This is a genomic window from Amphritea sp. GJ51-11, from assembly GCF_055808735.1.
In genome coordinates this window covers 3,305,331-3,322,500 of the sequence record NZ_CM147881.1, presented here as the reverse complement: position 1 = coordinate 3,322,500, position 17,170 = coordinate 3,305,331, and the positions used below count along the sequence as shown (strand labels likewise).

At 48.2% G+C, this 17,170-nt stretch carries 10 protein-coding genes and 2 rRNA genes (1 of these 12 running past the window's edge); 6 read left to right on the top strand and 6 right to left on the bottom strand.

Annotated features, from left to right (window positions below; all coding sequences use genetic code 11):
- The 6 genes from AC0L4K_RS14835 to AC0L4K_RS14810 all read left to right on the top strand — a co-directional run.
- Window positions 1-2,123: ribosomal RNA gene (locus AC0L4K_RS14835) — 23S ribosomal RNA — on the top strand; it begins 770 nt to the left of the window's first position.
- A 163-nt stretch (window positions 2,124-2,286) separates the two neighbouring features.
- Window positions 2,287-2,402 (top strand): 5S ribosomal RNA (gene rrf / locus AC0L4K_RS14830).
- A gap of 621 nt (window positions 2,403-3,023) precedes the next feature.
- Entirely contained in the window at window positions 3,024-4,430 is a 1,407-nt protein-coding gene (locus AC0L4K_RS14825) for a mannose-1-phosphate guanylyltransferase/mannose-6-phosphate isomerase (RefSeq protein ID WP_473266927.1), read from the top strand.
- A 224-nt stretch (window positions 4,431-4,654) separates the two neighbouring features.
- The gene (locus AC0L4K_RS14820) at window positions 4,655-6,823 is read left to right on the top strand and encodes an esterase-like activity of phytase family protein (protein WP_473266926.1); all 2,169 of its coding nucleotides are present in this window, start codon (window positions 4,655-4,657) and stop codon (window positions 6,821-6,823) included.
- Between the two features lie 239 nt (window positions 6,824-7,062).
- Complete coding sequence (locus AC0L4K_RS14815) at window positions 7,063-7,728, top strand: YccT family protein (protein WP_473266924.1); 666 nt, start codon at window positions 7,063-7,065, stop codon at window positions 7,726-7,728.
- 91 nt (window positions 7,729-7,819) lie between these two features.
- Window positions 7,820-8,767, top strand: coding sequence for a porin (locus AC0L4K_RS14810; RefSeq protein WP_473266922.1), 948 nt, complete (start codon window positions 7,820-7,822; stop codon window positions 8,765-8,767).
- Between the two features lie 728 nt (window positions 8,768-9,495).
- On the opposite strand, the gene mnmH is transcribed toward AC0L4K_RS14810, so the two are convergent.
- The 6 genes from mnmH to AC0L4K_RS14780 form a co-directional block, all read right to left on the bottom strand.
- A complete protein-coding gene (gene mnmH, locus AC0L4K_RS14805; RefSeq protein ID WP_473266921.1) occupies window positions 9,496-10,605 on the bottom strand; it encodes a tRNA 2-selenouridine(34) synthase MnmH in 1,110 nt (369 codons plus the stop codon).
- Window positions 10,606-10,621: 16 nt separating this feature from the next.
- Window positions 10,622-11,227: a DUF2238 domain-containing protein gene (locus AC0L4K_RS14800; RefSeq protein WP_473266919.1), complete on the bottom strand. Its 606-nt coding sequence runs from the start codon at window positions 11,225-11,227 to the stop codon at window positions 10,622-10,624.
- A 121-nt stretch (window positions 11,228-11,348) separates the two neighbouring features.
- Window positions 11,349-12,191, bottom strand: coding sequence for a metallophosphoesterase family protein (locus AC0L4K_RS14795; RefSeq protein ID WP_473266918.1), 843 nt, complete (start codon window positions 12,189-12,191; stop codon window positions 11,349-11,351).
- Window positions 12,188-13,570 (bottom strand): sodium:proline symporter, encoded by a 1,383-nt coding sequence (locus AC0L4K_RS14790; protein WP_473266917.1) that lies wholly within the window; start codon window positions 13,568-13,570, stop codon window positions 12,188-12,190. The genes AC0L4K_RS14795 and AC0L4K_RS14790 overlap by 4 nt, the downstream gene beginning before the upstream one ends.
- Window positions 13,571-13,706: 136 nt before the next feature.
- Window positions 13,707-14,195, bottom strand: a complete 489-nt coding sequence (locus AC0L4K_RS14785) for a universal stress protein (RefSeq protein WP_417228356.1) — start codon at window positions 14,193-14,195, stop codon at window positions 13,707-13,709.
- A 17-nt stretch (window positions 14,196-14,212) separates the two neighbouring features.
- A complete protein-coding gene (locus tag AC0L4K_RS14780) occupies window positions 14,213-17,092 on the bottom strand; it encodes an FAD-binding and (Fe-S)-binding domain-containing protein (RefSeq protein ID WP_473266915.1) in 2,880 nt (959 codons plus the stop codon).
- Window positions 17,093-17,170: the final 78 nt, after the last annotated feature.

The window sequence follows — 17,170 nt, the reverse complement described above, 5'->3', positions numbered from 1 at the left end:
AGTGAAAGGCTAATCAAGCTCGGAGATAGCTGGTTCTCCTCGAAAGCTATTTAGGTAGCGCCTCGTGTCTCACCATTGGGGGTAGAGCACTGTTTCGGCTAGGGGGTCATCCCGACTTACCAACCCGATGCAAACTCCGAATACCAATGAGTGCAATCACGGGAGACACACGGCGGGTGCTAACGTCCGTCGTGAAAAGGGAAACAACCCAGACCGTCAGCTAAGGTCCCAAAGTTATGGTTAAGTGGGAAACGATGTGGGAAGGCTTAGACAGCTAGGAGGTTGGCTTAGAAGCAGCCACCCTTTAAAGAAAGCGTAATAGCTCACTAGTCGAGTCGGCCTGCGCGGAAGATATAACGGGGCTCAAACCATACACCGAAGCTACGGATGCCACTTGTGGCATGGTAGAGGAGCGTTCTGTAAGCCGTTGAAGGGAAAGCTGTAAGGCATCCTGGAGGTATCAGAAGTGCGAATGCTGACATGAGTAACGATAAGGGGAGTGAAAAACTCCCCCGCCGGAAGACCAAGGGTTCCTATCCAATGCTAATCAGGGTAGGGTGAGTCGACCCCTAAGGCGAGGCTGAAGAGCGTAGTCGATGGGAAACAGGTTAATATTCCTGTACTTTTTGTTATTGCGACGGAGTGACGGAGAAGGCTAGGCCAGCACGGCGTTGGTTGTCCGTGTTTAAGGTTGTAGGTTTAGGACTTAGGAAAATCCGGGTCCTTTTAAGACTGAGAATTGATGACGAACCCTCTTTTGGGTGAAGTGGTTGATGCCATGCTTCCAGGAAAAACTTCTAAGCTTCAGATAACAAGAAATCGTACCCCAAACCGACACAGGTGGTCAGGTAGAGAATACCAAGGCGCTTGAGAGAACTCGGGTGAAGGAACTAGGCAAAATGGTACCGTAACTTCGGGAGAAGGTACGCCGATGTGGGTGATAGGACTTGCTCCTTAAGCTCGCGTCGGTCGAAGATACTAGGTGGCTGCGACTGTTTATTAAAAACACAGCACTCTGCAAACACGAAAGTGGACGTATAGGGTGTGACGCCTGCCCGGTGCTTGAAGGTTAATTGATGGGGTTAGCTTCGGCGAAGCTCTTGATCGAAGCCCAAGTAAACGGCGGCCGTAACTATAACGGTCCTAAGGTAGCGAAATTCCTTGTCGGGTAAGTTCCGACCTGCACGAATGGCGTAACGATGGCCACACTGTCTCCACCCGAGACTCAGTGAAATTGAAATTGCGGTTAAGATGCCGTATATCCGCGGCTAGACGGAAAGACCCCGTGAACCTTTACTATAGCTTCGCAGTGGACTTTGATATTACTTGTGTAGGATAGCTGGGAGGCTTTGAAATCTGGACGCCAGTTCAGATGGAGCCAATCTTGAAATACCAGCCTGGTACTATTGAGGTTCTAACTCAGGTCCCTTATCGGGATCGAGGACATTGTGTGGTGGGTAGTTTGACTGGGGCGGTCTCCTCCTAAAGAGTAACGGAGGAGTACGAAGGTGCGCTCAGCATGGTCGGAAATCATGCATCGAGTATAAAGGCATAAGCGCGCTTGACTGCGAGACAGACACGTCGAGCAGGTACGAAAGTAGGTCTTAGTGATCCGGTGGTTCTGTATGGAAGGGCCATCGCTCAACGGATAAAAGGTACTCCGGGGATAACAGGCTGATACCGCCCAAGAGTTCACATCGACGGCGGTGTTTGGCACCTCGATGTCGGCTCATCACATCCTGGGGCTGAAGCCGGTCCCAAGGGTATGGCTGTTCGCCATTTAAAGTGGTACGCGAGCTGGGTTTAGAACGTCGTGAGACAGTTCGGTCCCTATCTGCCGTGGACGTTTGAGATTTGAGAAGAGTTGCTCCTAGTACGAGAGGACCGGAGTGAACGAACCTCTGGTGTTCGGGTTGTCATGCCAATGGCATTGCCCGGTAGCTACGTTCGGACAGGATAACCGCTGAAAGCATCTAAGCGGGAAGCCCCCTTCAAGATGAGATCTCACTGGGGCCTTGAGCCCCCTGAAGAGCCGTTCAAGACCAGGACGTTGATAGGCTGGGTGTGTAAGCGTTGTGAGGCGTTGAGCTAACCAGTACTAATTGCTCGTGAGGCTTGACCATATAACGCCAAAAGCGTTTGGGAAGCTGATAGATTAAGATACCGACTGAAAAGTCACACGGATTAGCGCTTGTACAGCTCATCTCAAAGCAACACCGTTACAGGATTCTAATGACGCTTGAACTAACAAACAGTTAAGTTCAATCGTTAGAGCAACCAGTTTTGCTTGGCGACCATAGCGAGATGGAACCACCCGATCCCTTACCGAACTCGGAAGTGAAACGTCTTAGCGCCAATGGTAGTGTGGGGATTCCCCATGCGAGAGTAGGTCATTGCCAAGCACCTAATAAGATAACCCCTTGCACAGAGTGCAAGGGGTTTTTTTATGTAGGTATGTTATGACCGAATCGAGCGTGTGCGACAACAGCGCGCAGCGCGTTGAACGCCGGAGCGTGTGACGGCGGCCCCGAAGCACGCAGTGCTGAGAGGGTGAAGGCGAAGCCTGAATAAAGTAGGTCATCGCCAAGCTTCAAATAAGAGACAGCCCCGATCATTAGTTTGGTTGGGGCTTTTTCGTTTTGGGTGTTTTGGAGATGTTGTTTGCCAGCATAAAACTTAACTGTTGGCCGGTGCTTCAATCATCACTTGGCTTCAATCTCCGCCTCCCATTATCACTGCTACAAAGGCTATACTGATATTTGTCATGAATCGTTGAAGTGGTCTAACAGCATGGCTAGATGTTAATGTTTCTTTAGAGCATTAAGACACCCTTCATATCTACTCTGCGCTTGGGTGGTAGAATATCCGGACTCGCGCAGCGGCCCCGCAGCCTAATTCGAACGCTCGCTTCGTCAGTCTCAGTAATCCGCTATTACGTTATTAACCTGTTTGTAATAGAATTGTATCAATCTATATATCACTATTTTTAACTTAAATTTCATGAACGAAAAAGGATATTCTGTATGATCCCTGTCATTATGGCTGGCGGTTCCGGTACCCGTCTTTGGCCCCTCTCCCGTACCCAGTATCCTAAACAGTTCTTACCCCTTCACAGTGATCTTTCTATGTTGCAAGAGACGGTTAGCCGCTTAGGCTCTGTCGATCAGGTGAGCCTGATCTGTAACGAAGAACACCGGTTCCTTGCTGCAGAACAGATGCGTGTTTTAGATCAACCCTGCTCTATCTTTCTTGAGCCTGCCGGGCGTAATACGGCACCGGCGATTGCATTGGCCGCGCTAAAAGCGGTTAGTCAAGGGCTGGGTGATGAGTGTCTGTTGGTTCTAGCGGCGGATCATGTGATTGAAAATGAAGTGGCTTTTCGTGATGCGATTGCTAAGGCCGAGCCTTTAGCGAAAGAAGGCTCACTGGTTACCTTTGGTATTGTGCCTACTCAGCCTGAGACGGGTTATGGGTATATAAAAGCCGATGTGAATCGTACGCTACAAAATGGTGGTGCTTACGCGGTTGCTGAATTTGTTGAAAAACCCGACCTTGCGACGGCTGAATCTTACCTCGCTGAAGGTGGTTATTACTGGAACAGTGGTATGTTTATGTTCCGTGCCGATCGCTATTTGGAAGAGTTGGGTAAGTACCGTCCTGATATTCTTGCCGCGTGTGAAAAAGCGATGCAGGCGACGGCTGCGGATATGGATTTTGTTCGTGTTGATGCCGCTGCGTTTGAGGCTTGCCCGGATGAGTCTGTCGACTATGCAGTGATGGAAAAGACCGATCGTGCCGTTGTTCTACCACTGGATGCCGGTTGGAGTGATGTGGGTAGCTGGGCAGCGTTGTGGGAAATAAAAGACAAAGATAGTAATGGTAATGTATTGGATGGCGATGTAATTGCCCATAACACACATGATTCGTTTGTTATGTCGTCTAATCGTTTAGTGACCACCTTGGGTGTGGATAACTTGATTATTGTCGATACCCCAGATGCTTTATTGGTGGCTGATAAGCACAAAATCCAGGATGTTAAAGCGATCGTTGCTGAAATTAAGAACGCTAGTCGTAATGAAACCTTCCAGCATCGCGAAGTCTATCGTCCTTGGGGCAAATATGATTCGATCGATCTAGGTGACCGTTATCAGGTTAAGCGTATTACGGTAAAACCCGGTGCGCGTTTGTCTGTGCAGAAGCACCACCACCGTGCTGAGCACTGGATTGTGGTTAGTGGCACGGCCAATGTTACCAAGGGTAATGAGACCTTCTTGGTGACTGAAAACCAGTCGACCTATATTCCGTTAGGCGAGATCCATTGCTTGGAAAACCCTGGCATGGTTGAGTTGGAATTGATTGAGATTCAATCGGGTTCTTATTTAGGCGAGGACGACATTGTACGGTTAGAAGACCAATACGGTCGAGCTTAATAGTTAATGATTCTTGCACCGCTAACGATATATTGGTGCTTAGCTGCTTTGAAATAAGGGGGGGAGTGTGGCTCACTTCCTCCTGATCATTGATTATACTCATAATTGCTTCTTACTCTGATTATTAAAGGTCAGAGTCTTTTGTTGGTCATCGTTTAGTCACCATTCTGTCATTTCTGCCCTATACCATCCTCGGGTTGTTAAATTAATCCCGGAGATCTGTTATGCCTGTCGGCCGTTTTAAAAAAACGCTTTTACTGCTGTCAGTTGCGGCTTCTGCAACTGCTGTTCAAGCTGATTCCTTCAACCGTATTGCCAGCTTTGGTGCGATTCATAATTTACCCGAAGGAATCGAGCTGAGTCAGGAAACATCTCCTGAGATTATTGCCGCCAGTGAAGATGGTAATACCTTGGTTTATTCTGATAGCCCGTTGGAAGCACTGGGCTTTGTTGATATCACCAATGCAGAAAAACCATTGGCAGGGGGTATTGTTAAGCTTGATGGTGAGCCAACTTCGGTCGCTATTGGTGCTGCTACCGTGTTTGCTGGGGTTAACACCTCCGAGAGCTATACTAAACCGTCAGGCTATTTGCTGGCGCTGGGGTTACAAACTCGTGCGGAATTAGCGCGTTGTGATTTGGCTGGTCAGCCTGATTCAGTCGCTGTATCGAAAGATGGTCGTTATGTCGCCGTGGCGATTGAGAATGAGCGTGATGAAGATCTCAATGACGGAGAGTTACCTCAGTTCCCTGCTGGCTGGGTCACTATCGTACCTGTTAAAAATGGACAACCTCAATGTGATCAGTCGATGAAAGTTGATATGACCGGGCTTGCTGAGATCGGTGCGATCGATCCAGAACCTGAGTTTGTCGATTTTAATAGTCGCAACGAGATTGTAGTGACACTACAGGAAAATAATCATCTAGCAATTATCGATGCGGCTAGTGGTAAGATTTTGAATCACTTCTCTGCCGGTAGTGTTGAGCTTGAAGGTATCGATGTAAAGAAAGATAAAAAGCTGGATTTCAGTGGCAAGCAAACCCGTCTACGTGAACCTGATTCGGTTAAATGGATTGATGATAATCGTTTTGTTATCGCCAATGAGGGTGATATGAATGGTGGTGCCCGTGGGTTTACCATTTTCCATAAAGATGGACGGATGTTATTTGAGTCAGGCACATCGTTTGAACAGGAAGTTATCTTAGCGGGCCATTATCCTGAAAAACGTTCGGGTAAAAAGGGTAGTGAGCCTGAAGGTGTTGTGGTTGGAGAGTTTGATGGACAGACCTATATTTTTATCCTGTCTGAACGCGGTTCGGTGATTGGCGTTTATCGTGATACGGGTGGGGCTCCTGAGTTTATACAGCTGTTACCTTCAGGTATGGCACCAGAATCGGGGTTGGTGATTCCACAGCGTAACCTTTTGGTCAGTGCAAATGAGAAAGATCTGATTGAAGATAAGGGTCCTCGTGCGCATGTCATGCTGTATCAGTTCTCAGGTGCACCAGCGGCGTATCCACAGATTATGTCAACACGTACCTCGAATGGCACGCCGATCGGTTGGGGGGCGCTATCGGGTTTGACAGCTGATCCTACTAAACCAGGTATGTTGTATGCGGTGAATGATAGCTTCTATGCTAATCAACCGACTATCTTCAGCATCGATGCGAATCAGACACCGGCGAAAATTACCTCAGCAATGCCGGTTTTACGTGAAGGTAAAGCGGCGAAGAAACTTGATCTAGAAGGTATTGCTATCGATGGTAACGGTGGTTTCTGGCTTGCTTCTGAAGGTAAAACATCAAAAGATATTCCCCATGCTATTTATCATGTTGATCGTCAGGGGGAGATCGATCGTACGATTGATTTCCCTAAAGCGTTGTTAGCACATGAGCGTAAATTTGGTGCAGAAGGAATCACCCTTATCGATGATACCCTGTGGGTCGCGATTCAAAGACCTTGGAAGGACGATCCTGCTGATCAGGTAAAACTGTTAGCCTACAACCTGAAAACTAGCAGCTGGGGTGCTGTTCGCTATCCACTTGAGCAGGCAGCGTCTGGCTGGGTGGGATTATCAGAGATTGTTAGTCATGGTGATCAGGTTTACATCATCGAGCGTGATAATCAGTTAGGTGAGTCAGCGGTCGTGAAGCGTCTTTATCAGGTATCGAAAGATCAGCTGAAGCCTGCGGCGATCGGTTCGTCATTACCTCTGGTTAATAAAACACTGGTACATGACTTTTTACCTGATCTAAAGTCCTTGCACGGTTACGTACAGGATAAAATTGAAGGCTTTACCATTGATGCTGCCGGCTCAGGGTTTGCGGTAACTGATAATGATGGTGTCGATGATAGCTCAGGTGAAACGCTGTTCTTTAAAGTGGATCTGTAAAAGCTATAGCTGTACTCATTGGAAGGGCGATCATTGATCGCCCTTTTTTATTGGGTTTAATTACTTTGATTTATTTGTATTTAATTAATTAAAAGATAATAATTTTGTAATTGTATTTTAATAATTAATATTAGTAATAAAATTTTTGTTTTATTATGCGATACGTAACCTCGCTGTAATAAAACTCAATTATTATCGCTGCCAGTTAATTTTGAATGTAATTAAATAAGGCAGTAGTAATGCAATTTAGTTCAACTATATTTTCTATCATTGCTTTTACTTTTTCTTCATCACTGATGGCAGATGTTAAATTATCGGTGGGTACTGATATTTCTCTTCTGGCTGTCAATGGTTATGAAGTAGAAAGTAAATCATTTTTCGATAATAAAAAATCGGTACTGCTGCCTAATGGGAAAAATCAGATTCTGATTCAATATTCGGCTGAAGTTAAACAGGCCGGTGGTTTCGAGATTGAAAGTACCGATGCACATGTACTTGTTTTTACGGCTGTTGATCAGGATGTTGTGCTTAAGGCTCCGGTGATCAAAAAGCTATCTGAGTTACACGAACTTAACCGTAATGGTACATGGTTGTTAAATGATAGTGCTGGGAATTCAATTGAGTACGTATCAAAGACCCTTGTAAAAGACGGTTTTCAGATCAATCGAAACTATGAACAAGAGCTGCGTAAGTTAAATGAGTCAGGCGGGGCAATTTCAATTGGTCATCGCCAGAAGCTTACGGGCTTCTCTTCTGAGTCAGGTGTAACCAATAAGCCTGTTGCAAATGATCATAATAATAAGAGTGATTCTATTAACCTACCTGAAACCCTGCTTCGATATTGGTATTTAAATGCTGATTTAGAAACGAGAGAAAGATTTAAAACCTGGGTTGATGGTCAATAATTTTATTTCTTGGTCTTGTTTGTCTGATGAATTATTCATTGAATAACTTTTTAGTACTTAATATTTTACTTTTTATTAATTGGAGATATAAATGAAAAAGCTGATCTTGGTTGCTGCAATTGCTGCGACATCTGCCACTGCTGTAAATGCTGCGACAATCTACGAAGGCAAAGGCCTGACTTATAAACTTAAAGGCGACCTTCAGGTTCAGCTGCGTGATAACGCATCAAAAACGAAAGATGCTGAAATTGAGTTTGATGATCTGGAATTGAAAAACTCAGTATCCTATGATCTTGGCGACGGTATGAAAGCCTTTGGTCAATTGGATTTTGGTTTTAAAAATGCAGCCGAAGATAAGTCTGACTACAAAGGTAGCCAGCTTGAAGAGGCGTATATCGGTATCGATTTTGGTGGTGTTGCCGTTGCTGCAGGTAAGCAAAACTATGCGACTGATGAGTTTGGTGTAGAAGGTGCTTATGAACATTATGAAGCGGAAGATGCTTTCGATGCCGTTTCAACTGATGGTGATGATGTTATCCGTTTTGATGCATCATTTAACAATGTAACGCTGATTGCTTCGACTGAACTTAAGGCTGAAGGCGAAGGCTCTGAAAATGGCTCTTCCTATGATCTGTTTGTTGCAACCGAGGTCGGTGATGTTGAGCTAGCTGCGGCGTATCAGACATATAAAAAGACGCCGTCTTCTGATGCCGTTGATTCTTGGGGTGTGAGTGCTGCGGTTGATCTGGGCACTGTGGCACTAGCGGCCGATTACAGTACCAGTGATACTGGTACCGACGATTTGGATATCTACAATCTGGTTGCTAAATTCAACGTTGCAGAAACCACTCGTGTTGGTGTCGGTATCACCAAGCAAGAGCTGGATGCTACCACTGATGTGACTCAGGTTTACGCTAACGTTACTTATAAATTCCCTACTCAGAAAAATGTAAGCCTGTTTGCTGAAGTCTCTGATATTGACGAAGATGGCAAAGACCTGGATCTGGATATGTTGATGGGTATGCGTATCAAGTTCTAAAGGAAGTACCGCATTTGTCCTTAGTTCACCCCTTCGAGCTTTGGATTAATGATTTTGAGGCTGGTTTTCGAACCGGCCTTTTTTTGTTTATCGGAGCTATAAGAACCCGATAAAAAGGCATATCTGAATATCATCTGGAATGATGGCTTTCAATTGGTTTTATCGCCCCTGAAAGGGGTTCCTACAGGGATGTTGTGATTGTAGGAGCCGCCTCTGGCGGCGATGGAGGATGGTCTAGATTAGGACTTATCGTCCCTGAAAGGGCCTCCCACAGGGATGTTGCGATTGTAGGAGTCGCCTCTGGCGGCGATGGAGGATGGTCTAGATTAGAACTTATCGCCCCTGAAAGGGCCTCCCACAGGGCTGTTGCGATTGTAGGAGCCGCCTCTGGCGGCGATGGAGGATGGTCTAGATTAGAACTTATCGTCCCTGAAAGGGCCTCCCACAGGGATGTTGCGATTGTAGGAGTCGCCTCTGGCGGCGATGGAGGATGGTCTAGATTAGGACTTATCGTCCCTGAAAGGGCCTCCCACAGGGATGTTGCGATTGTAGGAGTCGCCTCTGGCGGCGATGGAGGATGGTCTAGATTAGAACTTGTCGCCCCTGAAAGGGGCTCCTACAGGGCTGTTGCGATTGTAGGAGCCGCCTGAGGCGGCGATGGAGAATGGTCTAGATTAGAACTTATCGCCCCTGAAGGGGCTCCCACGGGGATATCCCCCTGTGTCAAATTAGTTGTCTGCGGTATTGCTTGTTTGATGTTGCAAGTAATCATGACATTCCTGCCAATTCCCACGATATACAATACGCTCAGCCTTGAGGCTCAATTGATATTCATACATCGGATCGTAATACCACTCTAACAACGGTGTTAGCCAGTTCAGGTGCGCATCAAAGCCTGCGCCAGCCTGATGTAGCTTAATCGCTTTTTGCATTGTTTGTCGCAGGGTCTGCCAACGCTCATTACCCAAGCGTTTACGAATTTTATCCAATCCCGATAGTAGATATTCTTCGCAGAGAATATGTCCCTGTTCCTCGCCATGCACGCGGGTATAGTCGGCGACCATATTGATTACATATTCTTGCAGGAGTCGCTGCAGTCGAATCTCAAAGGGGTCTTCAATCACCGCGACAGGGGATATCAGCATCTTTTGATAGAGTGCTTTGGGAAGATCAACGCTACCGATATTGCGGCTTTCATCTTCAAACACCAAGTGTGAATAACCCGCATGTTGGTTTTTTAGCATCTGAATCGCGGTGATATTCTCAAAATTGATCTGGGTGTTTTGGGCGTTGACGAAACTGCCGAAGCTGGAACCGCGATGGTGCGCCGCCCCTTCGAGATCTACCGCGTTAGGGAGTGTATTAACCATCAATGTTTTGGCCGAACCGGTTTTTCCTCCGACGATATAGAACGGAAGTTGCGTGGTGACTTCACTCAATACTTCTAACAGGGTGTTCCGCAGGGCTTTGTAGCCACCGAGCACCAAGGGGTAATCGACTCCGGCATCTTTAAGCCATTGCTGGGTGGTACGTGAACGCAGCCCGCCGCGAAAGCAGTAGATATAGCCTTCTGGGTTGTTGCGACAAAAGGCTAGCCAGCGCTCCATTCGAGCATCTTTTATCTCACCGTTAACCAGTTCATGGCCGAGTTTGATAGCGGCTTGCTGGCCTTTCTGTTTGTAACAGGTGCCTACTAAGGCGCGTTCATCATCGGTCATCAAGGGTAGACTGATTGAGTTTGGAAACGCCCCTTGGGTAAATTCAATTGGCGCCCGCAGATCAATCATCGGCGTATCATTAAGAAACAACTGGCGGTAATTATCGGTGTCTAGGCGCATGGTGGTCATCTGATTGTTATAAGGTTTGGATATTCATCTGTTGCAGCTGTCGGTCATGCCAGCGGCTTAAGCATAGCAGTGCTGCACTGGCGCCTATCAGGGCGAGAAACATATCGGATTGTGTATCCCATAGATAGCCCTGAGTGCCGAGAAAGGCTTCCGCCGACTCACCTGTCAGTACGGCCACCCACCACTCAATTAATTCATAGAGTGCACTGAATGCAAGACAGAAACAGACAATCAGCAGGTTAAGCCAGCCACGGCCATTGATCACATGGGCGCGCAGCAGTATCTCACGGGCAATGATGGCGGGTATAAAGCCCTGGGCGAAATGACCGAGTTTATCGTAGTTATTACGTTGCCAGTCAAAAAGTGTCGAGAGTTGGTCAAACAGCGGTACTTCGGCGTAGGTATAATGACCGCCGACCATCAAAATGATGCAGTGGATAAGAATCAAACCATAGAGTAACGGTGTGAGGCGATATTTTTGCCAAGTGAGCGCCAAAATAACAGCCCCAAGCAGCGCCGGAATCACTTCTAGAAACCAGGTGAACGGGTCGTATGGGTTGATAGCCGACCACAGCAGGGTTGCTGTAAAAGTGATTATCCAGAGTATTCGCATGCGCGCAGTATAAGCGATTTAGGCCGCCTTAAATAGCGGCTGGCAGCAACGCTTTTAAGTTGCGTGTTAAACCGCAAGCCGTTGTGAAGGTGTAGCGAAGGTGAAGGCCTTAGATGAGTGCTTAAGCGAAAGGCATCATCAGTGGGGCGAGTGATAGCGGGTGGCCGGTGAGTGCTCTTTCCGGGGCGGGTAAAACATCTAAGCTAGGCCATAGTCCTGTGGATAGCGCTGTCATATAGCCATTATCTAAACCGGCAGCAGCCATCTGCTGTGCGGCTTGCTGATGATCATAGTCTAGCCGGTGCCAAGTGCAGACTAACTGCTCATTAACCCTGTTAATCAGCATATACCAAGTCTGTGCCGTAGCATCATTGGCGGGCATACCGATGACCCCGGCATTGAGCCAGTAGCCAGCGTCGGTTTGCTGACCGAAGGGGAGGCCACTGTGCCCAGAGATAATCACTTGGCTGGATGATTGGTGTAATTGTTGCTCTTTCTGTACAGCGGAGTCGGAAGCAAAGAGAAACTGATTATTGGAATCAAGACCGCCATGTATCACGGTAAAACGCTGCCCTCCATAAGCGAAGCCCAGCTGCTCTGGCAGTTGGCGCATCCAGGCTTTATTGTGCTCACTTACTCGTGCAAGAGTAAAGTTGTACCACTGCGCCGAAAGTAGATCACAGGCGCTACCATCGGTAAAACCGCAGCCACAATCGAGTGCTCCTTGACCAATCGATTCTTCACAGTTACCGGCGATCACGTTAATTCCCCACTCCCTGATCAGGTCAACGGTTGCATCGGGTTGGGCGCAGTAGGCGACGAGATCGCCGGTGCAGATAATGTTCTGATGCGGTATTTGCTGTTCGGCGGCGAGTTGTTGAATGGCTTGCGTCGCCTGAAGATTACTATAGGGGCCACCAAACACTAATAAGGGGGCCGATTGATCTGGAGTAAAGACGGTCATACGGCGGTATTTCCTAAGGATGGTTGTTTTTGGCTTGCTATACCCGCCCAGAAGAGCGCACAGCCACTGATAAGAATGGTTAGGGATATTGACAATAATTTGGTGTATTTATGGCTATCACCTAACCACTGGGTGTGTCCGGCGGATTCGCTAAAATACAATGCCGCGCCAGCCAATGCCAAAGCAAAGCTGCTGAGGTAGCTCCATAGGGGAATATCGGTGCGGCCTCCCCAGAGTGAAAAGAAGATAACCGGTGCGAGATACATTGATGCGGTACCACTGACGGCCACAGCACTGAACAGATCTTTATTACCTGAGAACACCAAAAGTAAACCGAGCAATACAAACACCGCCATGGTGATCCGTCCATTCACCACCGAGGGTTCGACCCACTGCATATCAACCGCTACCAGTTTCGAGGCGCTCGAGAGCGTACTGTCCAGCGTCGACATGGCTGAGATAACCAAGGTGATATTAAACAGTAACATCGGGGTTTCCCCCAGAATGCGCATCAGGGCATCATTCATCGCTTCACCACTGATCGCCTGAGCACCGGCCATAATACCGAAGCTGCCGAACAGGGTTATACAGATAAAGCTGATCCACGCCGCATGATAGAAACTCTTCCGAGTCGTCTCCCGATCGGCCAGAAAGCCTCGGTCCATCATCACGGGATCGTGCATTGGATAGCTCCAGATCTGTAGCAGTGCGACGAGGATCAGAATGGGGCCGGGATCATTGATGGCAAAGCTTTTAAACAGCAGGGTAGCGCTGGTTAGTTGACCTGTTGCTAGGACTAAAATGGTCAGCACCGCCAGTAATACCAGAAACAGAACCATCTGAAACAGGTCGGTGCGCAAAGAGGCATGTAAGCCACCCAACATTGCATAAACGAGTGTGACAATGGCAAATAATGCCACGGCGGTGGTGTAGGCCGTACCACCCGCAACACCGAATAAGATGCCGATGACCAGAATATTGGCAAACACTTCACTAACTAAACGCACGCCGATAACGATGTTATAACAGCGGGTGCCCCAGTGGCCGAAACGGTCGGTTAGAAAGGCTTGGATGCTATCAAAGCCGTGTTGAAAGCGAACCGAGTCAATAATCTTGGCCCCGGTCAGAAACGAGAGGTAGTAGGCGGCATAGGCTAAGGTGCCCCAGATACCGTAATAAAAACCTAAGATAGCGGCGTTTAGGAGCGAGCGAGCAAAGATCCAGGTGGTCACTTGAGAGAAGGTTAGCATCAATAGGCTAGGGGCTTTGCCCTCGGGCGACAGGCCCTTAAAGAAGGCGCCATTACTGTTCGCTTTTGGGGTGATAAACACTGAGAATATAGCGACGGTCGCGACCGCAATAATGAGTGTTATTTCCATGAGCTATCCTGATTGAATGCAAAAACGATATCGCTATTATTACTGCCTAAACTGAAATAACGATGAAAATAGTGTTTGAACGGGGCGTGACATAAAAAAAAGCCCGTCGGGCGACGGGCTTAGATCAGTGGAGTCTTTACACGTATTTTTTACCGGTCGGCACCGCAACCACGGGTACCTTCGCACCTTTGATCACTTGGCGGGTGGTCTGGCTGTGATGACCAAAGGTATTTTCTGAACCCATGATGATCATATCGGCTTTATTTTCAGCAGCCGCTTTGAGAATAGAATCGGTGTAGTTACCTTCTACGATCATATGCTCAATATCGAGATCCACAACTTTATCCAGTGAGCCTAACTCCTCTTCACAGAACTTTTCGATGCGGGATTTCATCTGCTGCATTACCTGGTCGATACCTTCATCGTGCATTTTTTTGACGACATCTTCCGGTAGGTAGTTTTGAATCAGAGCATGTCCGAGTTCGCCGATAGGCTCGATGACGTGCAACATAATAATCCGTGCATTCAGATTCTGAGCAAGGTTGACCGCCTGTCTGAAGACCGGGCGGGTGTGTTTGCCCAATGATGTTGTGTACAGAATGGTTTTGATTTCAGGAAGTGCCATGCCAATATCCTCGTTAGTTACTGATTCGCAGCGTTGTGCTGAATCAGTCGGTTTTCTGGGGTTGTGTTTTGTGCGCTCAGTTTTGGCTGGCTAACACGGTCCAGAAGATAAATGATCGATTTGTAATCTATACCGCTATGATGCGACAGTCCAATTTCACAGGTCCGGCTGGTTGAATACCCCGTGCTACACCCCTCTACGTCTGTTTTTAGTGAGCGCAACGCCGATGCGTTTAACTCTGGGGTTGAAAACCCTTTATCGCCAGCGAAACCACAGCAGGTGATCTGTTCTGGAATCACCAGACGGGTGACACATTTCTCGACGATGGTTTTCAATTTATCCGTAACCCCCATGCGCGTGCTACTGCAGGTGATATGCAGCGCCACCGTTTCATCAACGGGGGTAATGATCAGCCGGTCGAGTAGAAACTTATGGATAAACTCTACACTGTCATAGAGTTTAATTCGTTGATCTATATTATCCTTAAGTCTAAGACTGCACGGACTGGTGTCGGAATAGACCGGAATCGCGCCATTGTCAGTTGCTCTAAGCAGTTGCTGGCTGGTTTCGCTGGCTTTATAGTCCGCCGCATCAAACATCCCTTTGGATTGGAACGGCATCCCACAGCACAGCTGATCCAGATTATCGGGATAAATTACTTCAAATCCCGCCTTGCGCAGCAGTTGTTCGGTTTTATCAGCCAGTGATGTTTGTTCCTCATCGCCCCGGGCAGGTCCCATTGCCCGACTAGCACAGCTCGGTAGGTAAACCACTTTAGGCGCGTTGGGATTGCTGATCGCGCGGGTGGTATTGATCTTCGGTGCCGCGCTTGGCATCGATGGCGTCCACTGCTGTACACGTCCACCGGACAGTTTACGGGTAGTGTTACAGACCGCGCTCATCGCTTTACTGCCTAACAGGGCGTGGGCGAGATCGGCGCCTTTAAAGGCCACCTTACTAGCGGTCATCACACCGCCATAATGTTCCGCTAACCATTGTGCCAATTTGGTCTGATTTTCGTTATTACGACTGCGCAGTAAGCGCGTCAGATCACCGGTGTTAATCTCCACTGGACAGGTAGTGGAGCATAACCCGCAGGCAGCACAGGTATCTATCCCCTGATAAAGGTACTCTTTACGTAACGCGCTAAGTCGTTCGGGATCATCTTGGCTAGCTTCGAGTCGGGCGATCTCTCGCCAGATAACAATACGTTGGCGCGGGGTCAGGGTGAGGTCCCGCGACGGACAGGTGGATTCACAAAACCCACACTCGATACATTTGTCGATCAGAGGCTCGGCGGCTGGCAGGGGCTTTAAGTTCTCAAGGTGGACCTGCGCATTGCGGTTGAGCAGTACACCGGGGTTGAGGATATTATTCGGATCGAATAGCTCTTTGATCTCCCACATTAAGGTGTAGGCATCTGAGCCCCACTCTTTTTCAACGTAGGGGGCCATATTGCGGCCGGTGCCGTGTTCTGCTTTGAGCGAGCCATCGTACTTATCCACTACCAACGAAGCGACATCATCCATCAGACCTTCATAACGGGTGAGCTCGGTTTTATCATCGAAGGACTGGGTGAACACAAAGTGTAGATTACCCTCCAAGGCGTGGCCGAAGATAAGGGCTTCATCATAGTGCCATTTATCAAAGATCTCATGTAAATCATGCACCGCATCTGCCAACTGAGGCACAGGAAAAGCAACATCTTCAATAATCACCGTGGTGCCAGTTTTGCGAATGGCGCCAACGGCGGGGAACAAGCCTTTACGGATGGCCCAGTATTGTGAATATTCCGCTGGATCAGTGGTGAATTTGACCGGTTGTATGGTTTCTAAATCAGCAATGGCCGTTTTGAGAGTCTCAACCTGTTGCTGTAGGTGATCCTTGCAGCCTGAGCGGGTTTCCACCAATAGGGCGGCGGCATCAGCAGGTAAGGTTTTAATAAACTCAGGCATCCCTGGCTTATTTTCAATCGAGCGTAGGCCAGCCCGGTCGATCATTTCAACGGCTGAGACGGGTGTTTTTTTCAGCAGGGCAACCGCTTCGCAGGTGATGCGAACCGTGGGGAAAAAAATCAGTGAGGAGGCTTTGTTAGGATGTTCATCAACGGTGTTGTAGGTGATCTCGCTGATAAAACCTAGAGTGCCTTCCGAGCCGATCATCAGGTGCTGCATGATGTCGATAGGGTCTTGGTAATCGACTAGGGCGTTGAGTGCATAACCAGTGGTGTTTTTTAGCCGATATTTATGCTCGATGCGTTGGCGTAGTGTCTCGTTACTTTGGGTCTGGCAGGCCAAGGCTTCCAGTGCTGTCAGCAAGCTACTATGACTGCTGCGAAAACGCTCAACGGAGGCGGGGTTGCCGGTATCCACGGTGGTGCCATCGGCTAACACGAGTTTCATACTGCTAAGGGTGCGATAACTGTTTTGCGCGGTGCCACAGCACATACCACTGGCATTGTTCGCGGCAATTCCGCCAATCATGGCACTATTGATTGAGGCTGGGTCAGGGCCAATTTTTTTATTAAACGGAGCGAGATGCTGATTCGCATGGCCGCCAATCACTCCCGGTTGAAGGGATATTTGGCTGGCATCCGCATTGATGGCAAGGCCTTTCCAGCCATCGCGGAGTTGAATTAATACTGAGTCGGTAATCGCCTGTCCCGATAGGCTAGTGCCTGCTGCGCGGAAGGTGACGGGGATCTGCTGTTGGTTGGCCAATTGAACGATACGAGCAACATCGGCTTCTGATTCGGGCCGTAGCACCAGCTGAGGAATCAGGCGGTAAAAGCTGGCATCGGTGCCGTAAGCGAGCGTGCGTAGCGGGTCGGATATGATTTGACGCTCCGGTAGAAACGCCAGCAGTTGTTGCTTAAATTGTTGATATGCCTGTTTCATCGAAATGCCTCGCCTCAGGCAGTCGCTGGTTCAGGATCTGCCCGGTTATCATTGGGCCAAGGGATTGGCCGGGGTCTC

Coding starts and splice junctions, on each gene's coding strand:
- AC0L4K_RS14785 (WP_417228356.1), bottom strand. CDS start 14,195: ATGGCACTTCCTGAAATCAAAACCATTCTGTACACAACATCATTGGGC.
- AC0L4K_RS14825 (WP_473266927.1), top strand. CDS start 3,024: ATGATCCCTGTCATTATGGCTGGCGGTTCCGGTACCCGTCTTTGGCCC.
- AC0L4K_RS14800 (WP_473266919.1), bottom strand. CDS start 11,227: ATGCGAATACTCTGGATAATCACTTTTACAGCAACCCTGCTGTGGTCG.
- AC0L4K_RS14795 (WP_473266918.1), bottom strand. CDS start 12,191: ATGACCGTCTTTACTCCAGATCAATCGGCCCCCTTATTAGTGTTTGGT.
- AC0L4K_RS14780 (WP_473266915.1), bottom strand. CDS start 17,092: ATGAAACAGGCATATCAACAATTTAAGCAACAACTGCTGGCGTTTCTA.
- AC0L4K_RS14820 (WP_473266926.1), top strand. CDS start 4,655: ATGCCTGTCGGCCGTTTTAAAAAAACGCTTTTACTGCTGTCAGTTGCG.
- AC0L4K_RS14815 (WP_473266924.1), top strand. CDS start 7,063: ATGCAATTTAGTTCAACTATATTTTCTATCATTGCTTTTACTTTTTCT.
- mnmH (WP_473266921.1), bottom strand. CDS start 10,605: ATGCGCCTAGACACCGATAATTACCGCCAGTTGTTTCTTAATGATACG.
- AC0L4K_RS14810 (WP_473266922.1), top strand. CDS start 7,820: ATGAAAAAGCTGATCTTGGTTGCTGCAATTGCTGCGACATCTGCCACT.
- AC0L4K_RS14790 (WP_473266917.1), bottom strand. CDS start 13,570: ATGGAAATAACACTCATTATTGCGGTCGCGACCGTCGCTATATTCTCA.